This window comes from Paenibacillus sp. DMB20, assembly GCF_000987955.1.
In the GTDB taxonomy this organism is placed as follows: domain Bacteria; phylum Bacillota; class Bacilli; order Paenibacillales; family Paenibacillaceae; genus Paenibacillus_AQ.
Map to the genome: position 1 here is coordinate 1 of NZ_LAZU01000018.1, position 15,959 is coordinate 15,959.

Genomic DNA, 15,959 nt, shown 5'->3' on the forward strand with positions numbered 1-15,959 from the left:
GGCATTACCAAATGAAGCCGTATCGCCATGCGCTTAAGTCGAGAGGCATTCTCCAAAGCATGTCACGAAAAGGGAATTGTTACGACAACGCCGTCATAGAGAGTTTCTTTGGCATTCTCAAGTCGGAGTTTCTTTACTACAACGAGTTTGAAAATGTGGAACACTTCAAAGAAGAATTGAAAAAGTATATTGAATACTACAATACCAAACGGTTGAAAACAAAATTAAAAATGAGTCCGGTACAGTACCGAACTCATTTTGAGAAAGCTGCCTGATGAAATTACCGTGTCTAACTTTTGGGGGTCACTTCATTGCACCGGCCTTTTGCTTTTTTTTTCGGTAGATCCGATCACCGAATTTCCGCGCTCAGGGGGGAACGCCACGCATGGTTAACAGCCTAATTCTTGTATTTATATTGACGATGGTCATCCATACGGCGGAAACATTATCCTATTCGGTTCGGTATGCCGGCGTCAAGCTGAACAAAATCGCCGTCGCCCTGTCTCTGACAGGCATTATCGTGCTGGTGTCGAGAACTTCCAATCTGATTCAGGCTCCTCTGACGGCCAAATTCGTGGATTATGCCAGAATCGATCCCGATTTTGATGTTCTTCGGTATTTCCGCTTTATCCTGTTGGCCGCTTCCATCGGCACATTGATTGCCATCGCGCTGTTTCCTACGTTTGTCAACCTGTTTTCCCGGATTATTGCGAAGCTGGAGGTGGCTGGCTCGATTCCCAAGCTTCTCTCTAGCGTAACGGTAAGCCAGTTGAAAAATACAAAGCATTATTTCCGGCGTCCGTCTCTCAAAATCAGCCAGTTCCGTTACCTTGACGTGCCTAAACGGTTTATTTTCTTGAACGTCGTCGTCACGGCCTTTTATACCGTAGGGGTGCTGTCATCATTATACGCGGCGCATATTGTGCCGGAATTAAGCACGACGGCTTCACAGGCTTCCGGGATCATCAACGGCATCGCCACGATCATTTTAACGATATTTGTCGACCCCCAGCTTGGGTTGATTACCGATAAAGCGACTCACGAGCCGCGTTTAAGGGACCAGCTTGGAAAGGTGTATATGCTGCTGATGGTTTCGCGTTTTTTCGGCACGATGCTTGCGCAGTTGGTCATTATCCCAGCGGCTTACTTTATAAGCTTGGCTGTGACCTGGTTATAGCATAGGGATGATGCCTATTACTCGACATGAAAAAGCCCGCCCGGACTTCAGTGCGTCCAGGCGGGCTTTTGTCATGTTTCGGTCTTACATCGCCTGCAGAATGAAATGCAGAACGAACAGAAGCGAAATAATATAGAACAGCGGCTTCACTTCGCGCCCTTTCCCGATCGCGAGGTGGAACAGCGCATAGCTGATGAAGCCGATCGCGATCCCGTCTACGATACTGTGCATCAGCGGTATAAACGCGATGATGAAGAAGGCGGGAAGCCCTTCCTCCAGCCGCTCGAACGAGATCGAGCGCACCGCGGGCATCATTAACCCGCCGATGAAGATCAGAATCGGAGCCACGGCCTGATCCGGGACCAGCGTAATGACCGGCATTGCAACCAATGTCAACAGGAACAGCGTTCCTGTCACGATCGAGGTCCAGCCCGTTCTTCCTCCGGATGAGATCCCGGCAGCCGCTTCCACGGTGGAGACCGTCGGGCTCGTGCCGAGAATGCCGCTGAGGAAGACGGTGGCCGCATTGGCCTGAACCGCTCGCTGAAAGCGATCCTGTCTGCCGCTCATGTTCAGCTGCGCATTGATCAGCCCGACGCTCTCGAACACGATGACCAGCGTGAGCGAGAAGACGGCGACGATCAATGTCGTCAGGGATACGCCCTGGATCGTCATCTGGCCAAAGACCTCACCGTAAGCTGACCAGGAGAAGCCTCCGCCGCCGGATGCCGCTTTCGGCGGCACGGCTCCGATCAGGTAAGCGAAGACCGAACCTCCGATGATCGCCAGCAGCATGTTGCCCGGAATTTTTCGCATGTAAAGGATGCAGGTCAGCGCCAAGGTCAGGAGCGTTACGAGCACTCCCGGATTGGCGAAGGATTGCACGGCAATGATCGAGGATTCATCCGATACGATGACGCCGCCCTTCTGCAGCCCGATGAGGACGAGCATAAGACCGATCCCGACCGAGATCGCTTCCTGCAAGGAAGCGGGAATAGCCGTTCTCAGTTTCTCGACGAGCGAAGTGAAACTGATCGCGATGAAGCAGATGCCGGTCAGGACGACGACAGCCAGTCCTTGCTGCCACGTCAACCCCATACCCTGGACGAGGGTATACGTAAACATGGCGTTGATTCCCATGCCTGGAGCGATAATAAGGGGCGCTTTGCCCCACCAGCCCATGATGAAGCAGCCGATCGCCGACGCAAGCACGGTCGCGATAATGCCGGCTTGTTGCGGGATGCCGGCATCGGCCAATATGGATGAATTCACGATAATAATATAGACAATCGCAAAAAAAGAAACGATTCCCGCTAACAGTTCCTGCCGCCAGTTGCTTGTCCCTAGGACAGCCGAAAAGGCTCGAGATTGTTTTCTTTTATGCTGTGAAGTTGTCTGATTTTTTTTGGTGGACCAATCGAAAACCTGCTTTCCATAGTAGCCCCTCACCCAACCCTTTCAAATGATTGAAAGATAGACGGCATTTTCGCCGCTATTCGCTTATTGTAACACATCTTCGATTGAAATAATCAATGGAAGTGTCTCTTCGTATAGCCTGCTCGTTTGTTGCGTCCTTCGGGCGGATTGCATAAAAATGAATATTATGGATGGCCGTTTTTTCAATGTGAGAACCTAATTTGAGGACTCATTGACATGATAAGGAAAATCTATTTAAGATAAACAATAGCGGTAATAAAAATAACTAATAACAATCGCCATTTTTACTGAGAAAAAGCAGCGCCAAATGAACTCGGAACGGTTATACGATGATCTGGGAGGTTCAAAATGAAATATAGAATACTGCTGGAGTCCGCCGTTTTCGGCATCGTGGCCGGAATCCTTTATTTTGCGTGGCCGGTGATCCAAGGATACTGGATGACGGTAAATTACGTGCCGGATGTTATTAGTACCCATGGGAACGTTGAATATTTGGAGTCCCAGGTATCCTTCGGCAAGATCGGTGCGCCTAACGGATGGTATAACGTTGCCGTTTTTCTGCTCCCTGCCGCCATTTACGGCTTGAACCGCTGGGCATTTACTTAAAATACGTTTGAAAGAACGGTAATCCCCGCTTTAATGGATCTTAAAAACTGGATTAAACCGGATTCCATGAACATAAACATGAACCGTGAGGTTTTTGTAATGAGATGGGTTTACGCTTCGCAAAGTGGTCCGGTTATCGGTTTTAAGTGAAAATTGAGGGAAAAGGGGTTTAACATGAATGGCTAAATCCAAAAGAGGACATTCCTTATGGCATTTGCCTTCTCGGGGCCGGGGAACTTGCCCGGTATGCAAAAGCACAAGAATTAAGCTGCTGTATCCCCGAACCAAATCGGACGGGACGGCATTAAAAGTGTGCAAGCGTTGTGACAAGGCCCCGCAATCCAGGATTGATGAGGTGGTCTGAGTCCTAATTTCAAACGGCATTGAAAAACCGTCATCTCCCGCTTAGGGGCAGGTGACGGTTTTTTGTGATATAGGCATACCATCCAAGGGGACAAACATATCATTATGCCGGCTTCGGTTTATTCCGGAAATTTTATTGTTAATAGCGAATGCTACGACATTTTATGTCGTATCATGTGTTCTATAATGTGGGTACTTCCCAAAATACGGAAGCCGATTTAAGATGAGATTAAGTGAAAAGAGGTTTGTTCAAAAATGTCTAAAACCAAAAGAGGCCGGGTTCTGTGGAATCTGCCTTCCCGGGGCAGGGGTACCTGTCCGGTGTGTCGCAGCACCAGAATAAAACTGCTCTACCCGCGGACGAAATCCGACGGCACCGCAGTTAAAGTATGCAAACGGTGCGATAACGCGCCGCAAACGAAGGTAGATGCGATCAGCTAGCGTAACCGGCTGAGCCGGGCAATGTCCGCTTCTGGAACTAGGAAGCGGACATTTTGAATGATGGGGCCGAATCAAGAAAGAGCAAAATGATAAGGAAGGCGGATGCCATCTTGAGCAATATGCACCGGATTCACTGGTTCGACCAGCAGATTCGCGAGGGCAAATACCCGAACAGCAGCATACTATCCCAGCAATTCGAGATTTCCAGAAGACAGGCTCAGCGGGATATAGAATATATGGAAACGACGCTGCTGGCTCCGCTAACCTACATTGCCAAACATCGTGGTTATTGTTATGAGGATAAAACTTATGTCCTTCCTCTTTTATATATGACCGATGAGGAAAAGAAAGTGCTGGCTTATCTGATCCATCGATATCGGAACTTTGACCATGAAAATTCATCTTCGGTACGGAGAATCGCTAATTTGCTGGAACGTTTTACGGATGAGCAAATTTCCGAGCAAACGCGTCTCCCGGTATTTCATGTCCATGCAAGGACACTACAATATTTTGAGCTTCTCACATACGCGATAAGAGAGTCGCATGTCGTGGATTTGACATATACGGAAGATCAGGGGGAAAAGACGCTGACCGTTTACCCGCTCCGATTGGATACGAAATATAACGCGGATTATGTTCATGCGTTTTGCCCCGAATATGAACGTGAAATCGATTTGCGGCTGGACCGGATCGGCCAACTGAATGTACGACAGGAGAAGTTCAGGATTAGCCATCTGCTGCATGGTGGACATGTTGGTGAGAAGGCAAGTCTGCGGCCAAAGCCTTTCCAGGCACGTTTAAAGCTCAGAGAGCCGTTAACGGAAACGGCGTGGCATGGTTTTCCTGCAAGAGCCGAGGGAGCGACGGTCTATACGATGGATTTTTTCGATATCGAAATGTTTCTTTACGCTTTATATGCACACAGCAAAGAATGGGAGGAAATCCTGAAACCCCAATGGTTGGTTGTGAAGCTGAGGAAGCGCTGTGAAACACTATTGATCAAACTGGAACCTGAACCCCATGCCAGTGGCGGACCTCATGAGGATGGGAGATGACGAATTGAAATCGCAGTATTTGAGCCATCTTGCGATGGCAAGGGAATCCAAATCGTTCACGGACTGCCTTTATGCCGTTTTGACGGGCTGCGGTCACTTTCAGGGTCCCAAGTACATGCTGTCCGGACTAACGGCCATGGCTTTTAAATTTACGGTCCATCAGCGACTTGAACCCCTGTCTGTAACAGCTTATGGACGATGGGGGATAGAGCATTGGCCGGCCGTCGACAATCTGGGGGTATTTACGGTAACGGACGGCGGCTATGTCAGGCATCCTACTTTTCCAAGCTACCAAAAGGAAGCGGTTCAAGCCGTTAAAGAAAGTCTGAACCAGGGGAAGGGCGTTATCTATTGGCTGCCGGAGTTTGCCGTCATCCGCGGCTATGATGACGGGGATGGCGTCTTTTACCTTATGGACGGATCGGCAGAGGACCAAATTCTTTTGTATGATAACTTTGGACTGAATGTGACTCCATTCTGGTATATTCAGTTGTTTGGAGACAAGGTAGTTGTTCCTGAGAAAGATATGATTCTGGAATCGGTTCGCATGGCTGTTTCGGATTGGGAAACGCCGTACAAAACGCTTCCTTCAAAAGATATCGCTTCCGGCAGACTGGCCTATGATTATTTGATGAACGGGTTGAGAAACGGTATTTTTGATGAAAACGGCGCCGTCTATATCCTGGAATCTTATGCTTATTCCAGAAAAGAAATCAGGGATTATTTACGGCAGGCGAAAGGCATATGGCCTGAGCTCCACCCTGCCTTTAAGTTGTATAACCAGCTTGCCGGGATGTTGGAAACACTGCCCGGAATGTTCATTCAGACTCCACACGGCAAACAGGTTAACCGGAGTGCAATTCCCTTGTTGGTGGACATGCTCCATCAAGCCCGATACATAGAGGACCAGGCGATGATTGTCTTCCGGGAAACGAGTTGCTCATATCCGGACCGAAAGCGCAGCACGCTTCCGCGCTGGGGCGCCCACACGGTTCGATAAAGAAAGGAGGGGAGAAACATGGCTCCTACCATGCTAACCGGATTGCATATGAACCCGGGACTCAACACTTATATTGACGGTCTTCACGCGGTATTGACCCATAAGGGGTGGCTGAACTGCCCGAAATACGCTCTAAACGGCATGACAGCCATGAGTTTCAGATTTACGGTAAACAGGCGCCTGACTGCCGAGTCCACGACTTGCTACAATTGGAAGGCCGAGCATTTTGTTGCTGCGGATTTACTCGGAGTACTGACATCGCAGCATGCTGGATTTCATTTTCAACCTACGTTTCCGCTATATCAAGAATATGCAATTCATAGCCTTAAACAGGCGGTTCGAAACGATACCGGTGCCTTGATCTGGAAAGATGGATTTGTAGTGGTTGCCGGCTTTGACGATGAAAGAGAAGTCCTCTTTTTTTCCGACGGATCCGGAGAGTTGCGGGAACTGCCGTTTTCGCAATTCGGGAGAAACGAATCTCCTTATTGGTATTACCAGTTGTATGAGGACATGGGGGAAATAAACCGTTTTGAAATCTATAAAGAATCTTTGCTTCAAGCCATCAACAAATGGGAGAGCCATGACATCATGCTCCCGGAATCCGAATACGCATGCGGCAGGGCCGCATACGCTGCAATGGGTGAAGCATTAAAGAATGGCGATTTTGACACAAGCGGCGGGGCTGAAACGATTCGCCACTATGCGGTTTCGAAGCAGGATTCAGCAAAGTATGTGCGAATGCTCGCAGATGTTTGGCCTTTATTGGAAGGTGCTGTCCATGCATTTGACCAAGCGGCAGATGGGTGGAGCCGAATGGTTCGAGTATTGGAGGACTCGCCTAACCGTCTGCGTATAAGCGATCCGATGAAATTCTTTCCGTTATTAATGGAGAGCCGGCACTGGGAAGAGGAAGGAATACAGCGTATTAGATCATTTCTAAGCGAAGATGTGCACAATCGTTTTGAGCAAATCGGATTGAGATAATCCAATGGCCGGAATATAATAATAGCAGGATTGAATGGTATAGACCGTTTTCGGGAGAGAGCGGTCTAATTTTGTTAAGTAGCAGGTCTGAGTCGGGAGCGGTACGGAAGGAGGAAAAAGCATGAACCGGTTTGCTGAGGCACGGGCAAAAGAGCTGGACTACCATGAACGATTTTACAGGGAAACGGAATTGTTCCAGCCCGGAAGCTGGCTGTCGCGTCCCGTCCAAGCGGTAATGGAAACGCTGAGGATGTTGGATATCCCCGGACCGCGAATTTTGGATCTGGGGTGCGGCGTCGGCCGAAACAGCATTCCGATGGCCCTGGCAGTCCGACAAGCCTGCGGTAAGGTAACCTGCATCGATATCCTTCCTTCCGCCATTGACAAGCTGCTGGATCATGCGCGTCAATATGGAGTGGAGGGCATGATCGAGGGTTACGCAGCGGATGTTGAGCATTATGATATAGAGGAGAAGTCCTATCATTTTATCGTTGCATGTTCTTGTCTGGAGCATATGGGGTCCGAAGCGGCATTCATGCATAAGCTTCACGAAATGCGTGCGGCAACGCTTCCGGGAGGAATCAACTGCATTTTCATGAGCACCGATGTAATGGAAACGGATCTTTCTACCGGAGAGAAGCAGCCCGGATTAATAGAGCTTAATTTATCTGCCGAACAAGCCTTTTCTATCCTTAGAAAGGTGTATGCAGATTGGGAAACGTTGAAAGAGAACGCGATTCAGCAAACCATTCCGGAAGTTAAGGATGGAAAAAGTATTTTGTTTCAAAGCCAGTGGATAACGTTTATCGTGAAAAAATACCTTATGCATGGGTGATGGAAACGATAGCTCCGCTTGCCGATAGGCTGTGGCTTGATATCCCACAAGGAGGACCATGCCGGACATCTATGCCTGGATTTTCAAGCAGGCAGGATGACGAATGTGGAGCGGTTATGGATCGTTAAAGGGAGGCATCTTTGCAATGGGCAGGGGAAACGAAGTACAATTTGAATCATCCAAGGAATAGGAGGGCTATCTGATGAAAATTTATGTTGCCGATGCTTTTACCGACCAGCCGTACCATGGCAATCCTGCGAGGGTATGCATTATGCAAGCCGCTAAACCGGATTCCTGGATGCAGCATATTGCCGCCGAAATGAATTTATCCGAAACGGCATTTTTGCTGGAACAGGGGGATTCCTACCGTTTACGGTGGTTTACTCCTAAAGCGGAGGTCGATTTATGCGGTCATGCGACGCTGGCCAGTGCGCATATTCTGTGGGAAAAAGGGCTGACGAACGAGGCTGAAATCCGGTTCACCACCAAGAGCGGACTGCTGACCGCCTCAAAACAGAAGGACGGTTGGATTTGCCTGAACTTCCCGCTGGAGCCGGAAAGCCCCTGTATTCCTCCCCAGGCGCTGATAGACGGATTGGGAACGGATTATGTTTACATCGGCAAAAACCGGATGGACTATCTGGTGGAGCTGGAAAGCGAAGAAATGGTTCGAAATCTGACCCCAGACTTTAACCTGTGGAAATCGGTTGAGGCAAGGGGCGTGATAGTCACAAGCAAAAGCGGCAGGGAAGGGGTGGATTTTGTTTCCCGCTGTTTTTACCCGGCGGTGGGAGTTAACGAGGACCCGGTCACAGGCTCAGCTCATTGCTGTCTCGGCCCTTATTGGCAGAAACGGATGAACCGGAACGAATTGACCGCAAAACAAATCTCGGCCCGGACAGGAACACTCAAACTAAAGGTGAACCCCGAAAGAATCGATATTATGGGACAGGCCGTAACCACATTATCGGGGACACTGGAAACTGAAACGAACTAGGATATTTATTTCCAGGGAAATGGATAAATGGACAGGCGTTCCAAGCTGGCGGGGAACGCTCATCATACTATTTAGAAAGGCCATGCTTCCGGTGGAGAGCATGGCCTTCGCTTTTAAAATCTAAAACTTGAAAATATTAATGGTTTTTTGGAGCTGGAATACGGCCTCGGTCATGGCTTCAGCTTCCTCGGCCATTTTTTGGATGGATTGGATCCCTTCTTTCATGGAGGCGGATACCTGCTCGGTTCCGGCGGCGGACTGCTGCGTAATCGCCGAAATATTCTGAATGGCAGCCGATATGCTTTGGGCGCTTTCCAGCATGGATTCGCTTTCCTTGGAGAAGGCCGATATTTCCTCGGTTATGTACTGCACGCTTTCAACGATCCTCATAAAAACCGCTTCGGCCTCGCGAATCATCTCCGTCTGCTGCCGGACGACCTCTTCATTAATTTTGATGTTCTGTCCCGCCAGCTTCACGTCTTGCTCGATGCTGCGTACCAGGTTGAACACTTCACGGGTGGAAGAGGTGGATTCCTCTGCAAGCTTCCGTACTTCATGGGCAACAACCGCAAACCCCGCGCCATGTTCGCCTGCCCGAGCCGCTTCAATGGATGCATTCAGCGACAAAAGATTCGTCTGTTCGGCCAGCTCCGAGATGGTTTCCGTTATTTTCGTAATTCCCTGGGCATTCTTGGATAGCGCTTCGATCGACTCGGCCACTTTTTCGGTAGCCGCAATATTCTTTTTCATGCCTTCGGACTGCTTGGTTACCGAAATCCGGCCCTGCTCCACCAAGCTAAGGGTTTCCAGGGAGCGCAAATTCATTTCCTTGGTGGATTCGGTGTAATTGCCGACCTTCTCTTCGATCTCCCGGATCGATCCGGTCATTTCAGCCACGTCTTCCGATATTTCATTGGCTCCCAGAGCCAGCTCGTTGGACGATTGGGAGACCTGGGTCATCACCTTGATCAGTTCCTGGTTTTTATCCGAAATATCTCGGCTCGACATGGTTACCTTGCGGGTGATTTCGGAAGTCTCCTGCAAAATTTTACGGAGCCTTTCCACCATGCTGTTAAAGGTACGGCTAAGATCCATCATCCCGCCGACTTCGTCCACCTTGAACGTAAAATCGCCTTTCGCGATTTTGGAAGAAACATTGGCAATATCCGAAAAAGAATCCGTAAGCGTTTTCTCGATGATGCGGGAAAGCGGGAATGTAAGCAGGGCGAGCACGGCTACCAATATAAGGCCGATGATGGTTTCGCCGAGTAAAATGAAGGTCACCAGCACGGGAATAGCAAAAAGAGCGGCAACCATGTAACATGAGGCGGTTATTTTACTTGAGAGCGGAAGCTTGTTGAACCAGGCCATAATTACAATGTCCTCCTTCAAGCATAGGATATAATTACCATGATTATAGCATCGCTCGACAAAAGTAGATATATGGAATTATTTATGGTGATAAAATAGGCCTGATTATCTAAAATGGAAGAAACCGCGGAAAGTGCGATGTAGTCGTACGCTTCCCGCGGATGTTTAGGAAAAGGCTGCATTACTTTACGGCTTTAAATAAAGCGGAAGCAAGGTATTCCGTATTGTCCAGGATCATCCGGTCGTGCTGGAAAAGCGTTTCCCACAGCTTCAAATCGAGAAGAACGCCTTCGTCTCTTTGTTCAAACGTATCCAGGTGACGGATCTGCTCTTGTTTCATTTGCTCCGTAAAATGATTGTACTCCAGCGCCTCTTCCGATGAAAATCCGCTCGCAAGCAGACGCCTGCTCCACTCATCCCTGTCCATAAGATGGGGAATACCGAAAAATTGCTCCAATTCCCTCTGCTGCTCTTGCGGCATCGGTTTGTCCAGAATCAATTCCCTGTCGTATAATACGCCTCCACGGTCCAATATCCGGCAGTACTCGGATAACGAGGCGGATGCTTCCGTAAATACGGTGACCGACTCGGCAATCACGATATCAAATTGTCCATCGTCGAACGGGAGAGCACAAACATCAGCCTTCAAAAAATCAACCTCAAGCCCCATGGCTTCGGAACGCATCAGCGCCTTATTCAGCATTGTGTCATTCAAATCGACAGCCGTTACCTTGTATCCCCGTTCCGCCAAATAACATGCGGTTCTGCCCGTGCCGCAGCCCACCTCAAGGATCCTGCTGCCAAGCGGGATGGATTCGTTTCGAAAAAGCCTTAGCGTCGCTTCGAACCCCCCAGGATGAGCGCTGCCCATCCCTAATTTTGATAGCATATGGATATAATTCATAAGGTTTGTTCCCCCAATCTTTACTTTAAAGCGCGTGTATAAGGGCAATCGTTTATTTACCATATGATCAAGGTACGTTTGGGGTTTTTCTGAATTTAATAAAAAGAGCCCTTTTTTAAGCAGGGCAAAAAGAAGATGTGGCACATTGGGGGAACGAATCGTGAGAAAAGAACCGATGGAAGTGGCCGAGCGCTTGATCCGCCGGGAATATCCGGATTGTTTGATCGCCGTGTTGGGCGGTAGTGCCGGAAGAGGCGAGCATAACGAGTTCTCCGATCTGGATATCGTGGTCGTGGACGACGAAGTGACGGATTCTTATGAGCGAAAGACGATAGAAGCAGAGGGCTGGGTTGTTGAATTGTTTTTTCTAAATCGTTCGGGATACCGGGAAATTTTTGATGAGGGGGTGATGGCCGCCAATCCGACCCTGCAGAGGATATTGGCCGAAGGAACGATAATCGTGTCCACTCCCGCAGGGATGGAGGTTAGGGAAGAGGCGAGAACGGATCTGGAATACGGGCCTTTGCCCCTGACCTCTTATGATCTGGATGCGGGCAGGTATATGATCACGGAGCATATGATGGACTTCAAGGGCGCGGACAAGTCGGGCGAGGTATGGTTTGCCGCCCAGAAGCTGACAACGCAGCTGAGCGAATTCCTGCTTAGAGCGAATAACCGTTGGATTGGGGAAGGGAAGGCGCTGTTCCGGATGCTGGCAGCTTTTGATGCCAAGACAGCCGACGATCTCGAATATGCGCTGGAAATGCTGTACCGGCATGACCGGAGGAAAGAACTGCTGGAACTGGCAACCAGACTCTTGGAGCCTTACGGGGGGCCTTATCTGGTGGGTTACGAAGAATAAATAAGGGGAACGGGCGCATGCCGTTGCGGAAGATCTGTCGCGGAATACATTAGTATTGTGATTATATCACACCAAACCAACAACTCAGGGAGGGATCTTCATGAGCGGTTATAGCGGCGGCGTATGGGGTACGTCTGTTGGCATAATTTTGGTTCTGTTCATTCTGCTTGTAATCATTCTTGCTGCCTGGGTCTAACAGCCAGACTGACGGCGAGGCACACAAAAACCGGCCTGTTGAATTCTCCAGGCCGGTTTTTTTGCCGCTTATCAGGGGATTTTCTTTGGAGAGGGACTGTTGGCGGAAATCACGGCGGTCATGACCAAATGTCCTTGTTCCGTTTCGAGCGCATTCAAAAAAGCGTCCTCCAACGTCTCAAACAGTTCGGACAAGGTTCCGTCGAGCCGCGAGGAATAATGAATGCCTTGTGTCAACGTTCCTTTTTGTTTGGCACGCTCGATTTCCTGGTATATCACATCCATATAATGATTAATCCCGAGCGGGTATAGCGAAAAATGACCGGCAGTCTCGATGTCTCCTGACAGGCCAATGTCAGCGTTGAGTTTCCGTTCATCTTCAGACATATGGACATCTCCTTGGCTGTCACCCGGGCAGCCGATCGAGAACGTTCCATTAAATACGGTATGCACGCCTGTGGCTGCGGTAAACGCAAAAATGGCTCGGGTTACGTCGAAGACATGCTCGGCTTTTCCTCTTACGCATGTGCATAGATCATCGGTCTGGATCCACACCTTTTCCGTGTTTACCTGTTTCAGGGCGCCGAGAATGATCTCAGCGAAATGGTCGCTCATGGGATAAACGGAAAACCGGCAGCCTGCGATGCGGCTGGAACCGCAGGAAAGATTGTTCATCGTTATAAACCTCCTTAAATGTTAGGAAATAAAAAAAAACCGCACCCCGCGAAGAAGTGCAGTTATGCCTATAACGAAATAAACATAATTGCTTCACTTCCCCACGCTAGTATGACCTAGATCGGGTAGTAAGGGTTGACGATGGCTCGTCTCTCAGCACGGGGCACCCCTAGTAAAAGCGAATTGGGCTATGCGGTTATAACTTTTTTTAGCTTATATGAAATCGGAGGTATTGTAAACAGAATAAAAAAAATTAAACCAGTTTTAAACGGAACTATACTTTGATTTTAACCTCCGGCATTTATCATGAAAACAGCTTACATATGCAGTTGAGGAGGAAAACTTCATGAAGAAAATTAAGCCGTCAATCCTGTTCCTGTCTGGGTTAGCCGTCCTGTTGTTAGCCGGGGAAGCGCCGTCAGCTTTTGCAGGATCAAACATCGCAAATGGAGATATAGTTAAACGGCCGCCGTCCGATCACGATTCGATATTCATACCACTGCGCCAAGCGGCAGAAGCTATTGGAGCTAAGGTTATATGGAATCAATCCGACGGCAGCGTCTCGGTCATTCGAGGTACGCAACAATGGCTGGTGAAGCCTGGGGAGAGGAATTCCGAGTTGAACGGTACCCCGTTCATAATGGAGAAGACGCCGAACCTCAGAAAAGGACAATTGTTTTTGCCGATTGCTACCCTTAATAAAGCTCTGAAGGTAAACATTAGTTGGAATCCGGAAACAGGTATTTCGATTGCACCATCCGATGTTACGACCAAAGGAAGCTATTTCATTCGATCGATCATGGAAGGAAGGGTACGGGAAGCATGGAACATGCTGAGCGCCGGCTTGCGCAAAACGATGTCGGAAGCGTCTTTGGTTCGGCTGGGGGAAGGATATCAAGCTGCTTACGGTCGGCTTGATACGCTTCAGAACGTATCCCTCAGCCGGTCGGCCGTGCACCTTAATGCGCATTTGAGTTACGCTTTGCCTTCGGGAAGGAACTTGTCGATCGTGGTGCGATTCGATCACGACGGGAAAGTTGACGACCTGTTCATTCCGACGGTTTTTCCCGATACATACAAGCGGCCTGAATATGACCGTCCTGAGGCATACATCGAACGAGAGGTAACCGTCGGTGAAGGGACATATGCGCTTCCGGGGACATTGACTATACCCAAAGGAAAAGGCCCCTATCCTGCCGTTGTACTCGTTCACGGATCAGGACCGAACGACCGCGACAATTCAATCGGAGGCTCCAAGGCATTCCGCGATTTGGCCGTCGGACTGGCTAATCATAATATCGCCGTACTGCGTTACGAGAAACGAACAAGAGAGCATGCCGTAAAATCGGACGGGGCCTTCTTTACCGTTCAGGAAGAAACGGTCGACGATGCTCTTGCCGCAGTAAAGCGGCTCCGGCGCGATCCCCATATCGATGCGAAGCGGATATACGTGCTCGGACATAGCCAGGGCGGCATGCTCGTTCCACGTATCCTTGAACAGGATCGGACGGCATCCATCCATGGAGCACTTATAATGGCCGGCCCTTCCAGGCCGCTTGAGGATATCATGTTGTGGCAGTATGAGCATATGCTGGAACTTGTACGGAAGAATGGGGCGCCAAGCGAACAAGTGGCAGGCGTGGAAAAACAGCTTGAATTTTTCAAAACACAGTTTAGCTTGGTGAAGGACCCGAAATTTTCGCCTGACAAGGGTTTGCCTGGTTTTCAATTGCCCCACCCCGAATGGTGGCACGACTTCCGCAATTACTACGGTGGTGAACTGGCCAAGAAACAAACGATACCGATGTTGATTGCTCAAGGTGATAACGACATGCAGGTTAGTGCGGATAATCTGAACGGTTGGAAGAAAGCCCTCGCCAAGCGCTATAACGTTACGTACAAGCTGTACCCCAAGCTTAACCATCTATTCGTGGCGTCGGATGCCGAATCGACGGGAGCCGAGTACATGCTGCCGGGAAACGTACCGTCCGGCGTGATTCAAGATTTTGCCGACTGGATCAATCAGCAGCCCTAACGATAGTTCTCGTCAACCGTTTAAGGGACGTTACTCAATCGGCTTATATTCCCTCGCAAAAGCACTTTCGTTCTCTAAGAAGTTATTTCAATAGGAGCTTGTCAACAAAAAAGGCGCCGGGTTATCCCGGTGCCTTTTAAACTTAACATTATTTAAATACTTTCACGCGCTGTTCGAGCGGCTGAAATTCTTTGTCGCCAGGCTCGGCAGTCGGTTTTCCGAAAGGCATTTGAGCGATCAGTTTCCAGCTCTCAGGCAGATTCCATTCGTTTCTTACTTTTTCGTCGATGAGTGGATTGTAGTGCTGAAGGGAGGCGCCGAGACCTTCGGCTTCCAAGGAGGTCCATACAACGAATTGGAGCATGCCGGAAGATTGCTGGGACCATACAGGGAAGTTGTCTGCGTAAAGCGCAAACTGTTCCTGAAGGTTTGCAATCACGTTGCTGTCTTCAAAGAAAAGGACTGTGCCGTAACCTGCACGGAAGGAAGCCATTTTTTGCGCGGTAGGAGCAAACTTCGCATCATCCCCGCCGACAACTTCCCTAAGTACGCCTTCGGTCAGATTCCAAAGCTTGTCGTGTTGTTCGCCAAGGAGTACAACGACGCGTGCGCTTTGAGAGTTGAAAGAAGACGGCGTGTATTTAACGGCCTCGTTAACAATTTCCTGAATGCGCTCATCCGATATAACGGAATCTTTACTGATCCCATAGTAAGAGCGGCGGTTTTTTAAAGCGGAACTGAAATCTTTGGACATAGCGAAATACCTCCTGAAATAGTCATTTTAAATGATCATCTGCTAAAAAGCATTTCCTGCCAACCGATGATTATGCATGAAGTGCCGGAACGAGAAAGAATTTCACGTAATAATCGCTTGGGTTAAATTCACTTACAAAATGTTAGAGATGATCGATATGTAAGCATCTTAATATAACTAATTGCCGTTTGTCAAGGTTCTTCAATCATTTTTTGGTCAAAATTAACCAAGCTTTTGATAAGAGGGCATTTTTCCCGGTACAGTT

Annotated in this window: 18 protein-coding genes and 1 riboswitch; of the genes, 13 read left to right on the forward strand and 5 right to left on the reverse strand. The window is 49.0% G+C overall.

Annotated elements, in window-relative coordinates:
- Positions 1–275 (forward strand): IS3 family transposase (locus tag XI25_RS06220; RefSeq protein ID WP_046677860.1); only part of this gene is annotated, 275 nt, incomplete at its 5' end.
- 110 nt (positions 276–385) lie between these two features.
- Positions 386–1,177 (forward strand): lipid II flippase Amj family protein, encoded by a 792-nt coding sequence (locus XI25_RS06225; RefSeq protein ID WP_046677861.1) that lies wholly within the window; start codon positions 386–388, stop codon positions 1,175–1,177.
- Between the two features lie 84 nt (positions 1,178–1,261).
- Here the strand turns inward: XI25_RS06225 and XI25_RS06230 are convergent, their stop codons facing one another.
- The gene (locus XI25_RS06230) at positions 1,262–2,497 is read right to left on the reverse strand and encodes an NCS2 family permease (RefSeq protein WP_082112246.1); all 1,236 of its coding nucleotides are present in this window, start codon (positions 2,495–2,497) and stop codon (positions 1,262–1,264) included.
- A gap of 465 nt (positions 2,498–2,962) precedes the next feature.
- Here XI25_RS06230 and XI25_RS06235 point away from each other — a divergent pair, with 465 nt between their 5' ends.
- From XI25_RS06235 to XI25_RS06260, 8 genes are all read left to right on the forward strand, one after another.
- Positions 2,963–3,220, forward strand: coding sequence for a hypothetical protein (locus XI25_RS06235; RefSeq protein ID WP_046677862.1), 258 nt, complete (start codon positions 2,963–2,965; stop codon positions 3,218–3,220).
- A 178-nt stretch (positions 3,221–3,398) separates the two neighbouring features.
- On the forward strand, positions 3,399–3,584 hold the full coding sequence (locus XI25_RS34170; protein WP_082112232.1) for a hypothetical protein: 186 nt from the start codon (positions 3,399–3,401) through the stop codon (positions 3,582–3,584).
- A gap of 254 nt (positions 3,585–3,838) precedes the next feature.
- Entirely contained in the window at positions 3,839–4,024 is a 186-nt protein-coding gene (locus tag XI25_RS31900; protein ID WP_082112233.1) for a hypothetical protein, read from the forward strand.
- Positions 4,025–4,143: 119 nt separating this feature from the next.
- Complete coding sequence (locus XI25_RS06240) at positions 4,144–5,079, forward strand: helix-turn-helix transcriptional regulator (protein ID WP_235439722.1); 936 nt, start codon at positions 4,144–4,146, stop codon at positions 5,077–5,079.
- Positions 5,063–6,079, forward strand: a complete 1,017-nt coding sequence (locus XI25_RS06245) for a hypothetical protein (protein ID WP_235439689.1) — start codon at positions 5,063–5,065, stop codon at positions 6,077–6,079. Before XI25_RS06240 ends, XI25_RS06245 begins: the two co-directional genes overlap by 17 nt.
- A gap of 18 nt (positions 6,080–6,097) precedes the next feature.
- Entirely contained in the window at positions 6,098–7,066 is a 969-nt protein-coding gene (locus XI25_RS06250) for a hypothetical protein (RefSeq protein WP_046677864.1), read from the forward strand.
- Between the two features lie 121 nt (positions 7,067–7,187).
- Entirely contained in the window at positions 7,188–7,901 is a 714-nt protein-coding gene (locus XI25_RS06255; protein WP_046677865.1) for a class I SAM-dependent methyltransferase, read from the forward strand.
- A gap of 202 nt (positions 7,902–8,103) precedes the next feature.
- On the forward strand, positions 8,104–8,898 hold the full coding sequence (locus XI25_RS06260; protein ID WP_046677866.1) for a PhzF family phenazine biosynthesis protein: 795 nt from the start codon (positions 8,104–8,106) through the stop codon (positions 8,896–8,898).
- 120 nt (positions 8,899–9,018) lie between these two features.
- Here XI25_RS06260 and XI25_RS06265 read toward each other — a convergent pair whose 3' ends face one another.
- Positions 9,019–10,269 (reverse strand): methyl-accepting chemotaxis protein, encoded by a 1,251-nt coding sequence (locus XI25_RS06265; RefSeq protein WP_046677867.1) that lies wholly within the window; start codon positions 10,267–10,269, stop codon positions 9,019–9,021.
- Between the two features lie 181 nt (positions 10,270–10,450).
- Positions 10,451–11,173, reverse strand: a complete 723-nt coding sequence (locus XI25_RS06270; protein WP_046677868.1) for a class I SAM-dependent methyltransferase — start codon at positions 11,171–11,173, stop codon at positions 10,451–10,453.
- A gap of 160 nt (positions 11,174–11,333) precedes the next feature.
- Between XI25_RS06270 and XI25_RS06275 the strand changes: the two genes are divergently transcribed.
- Together XI25_RS06275 and XI25_RS31905 are read left to right on the forward strand one after the other, a co-directional pair.
- Positions 11,334–12,035 carry a nucleotidyltransferase domain-containing protein gene (locus XI25_RS06275; RefSeq protein WP_052759469.1) on the forward strand — a complete coding sequence of 234 codons (702 nt, stop codon included), beginning with the start codon at positions 11,334–11,336 and terminating at the stop codon, positions 12,033–12,035.
- Between the two features lie 100 nt (positions 12,036–12,135).
- Positions 12,136–12,231, forward strand: coding sequence for a YjcZ family sporulation protein (locus XI25_RS31905; RefSeq protein ID WP_082112234.1), 96 nt, complete (start codon positions 12,136–12,138; stop codon positions 12,229–12,231).
- Between the two features lie 71 nt (positions 12,232–12,302).
- Here the strand turns inward: XI25_RS31905 and XI25_RS06280 are convergent, their stop codons facing one another.
- A complete protein-coding gene (locus tag XI25_RS06280; RefSeq protein WP_046677869.1) occupies positions 12,303–12,905 on the reverse strand; it encodes a YkoF family thiamine/hydroxymethylpyrimidine-binding protein in 603 nt (200 codons plus the stop codon).
- Between the two features lie 81 nt (positions 12,906–12,986).
- Positions 12,987–13,086, reverse strand: a riboswitch (TPP riboswitch).
- 165 nt (positions 13,087–13,251) lie between these two features.
- Between XI25_RS06280 and XI25_RS06285 the strand changes: the two genes are divergently transcribed.
- Positions 13,252–14,940 (forward strand): alpha/beta hydrolase family protein, encoded by a 1,689-nt coding sequence (locus XI25_RS06285; protein WP_052759470.1) that lies wholly within the window; start codon positions 13,252–13,254, stop codon positions 14,938–14,940.
- A gap of 148 nt (positions 14,941–15,088) precedes the next feature.
- On the opposite strand, the gene XI25_RS06290 is transcribed toward XI25_RS06285, so the two are convergent.
- Positions 15,089–15,694 (reverse strand): nitroreductase family protein, encoded by a 606-nt coding sequence (locus tag XI25_RS06290; RefSeq protein WP_046677870.1) that lies wholly within the window; start codon positions 15,692–15,694, stop codon positions 15,089–15,091.
- Positions 15,695–15,959 lie beyond the last annotated feature (265 nt).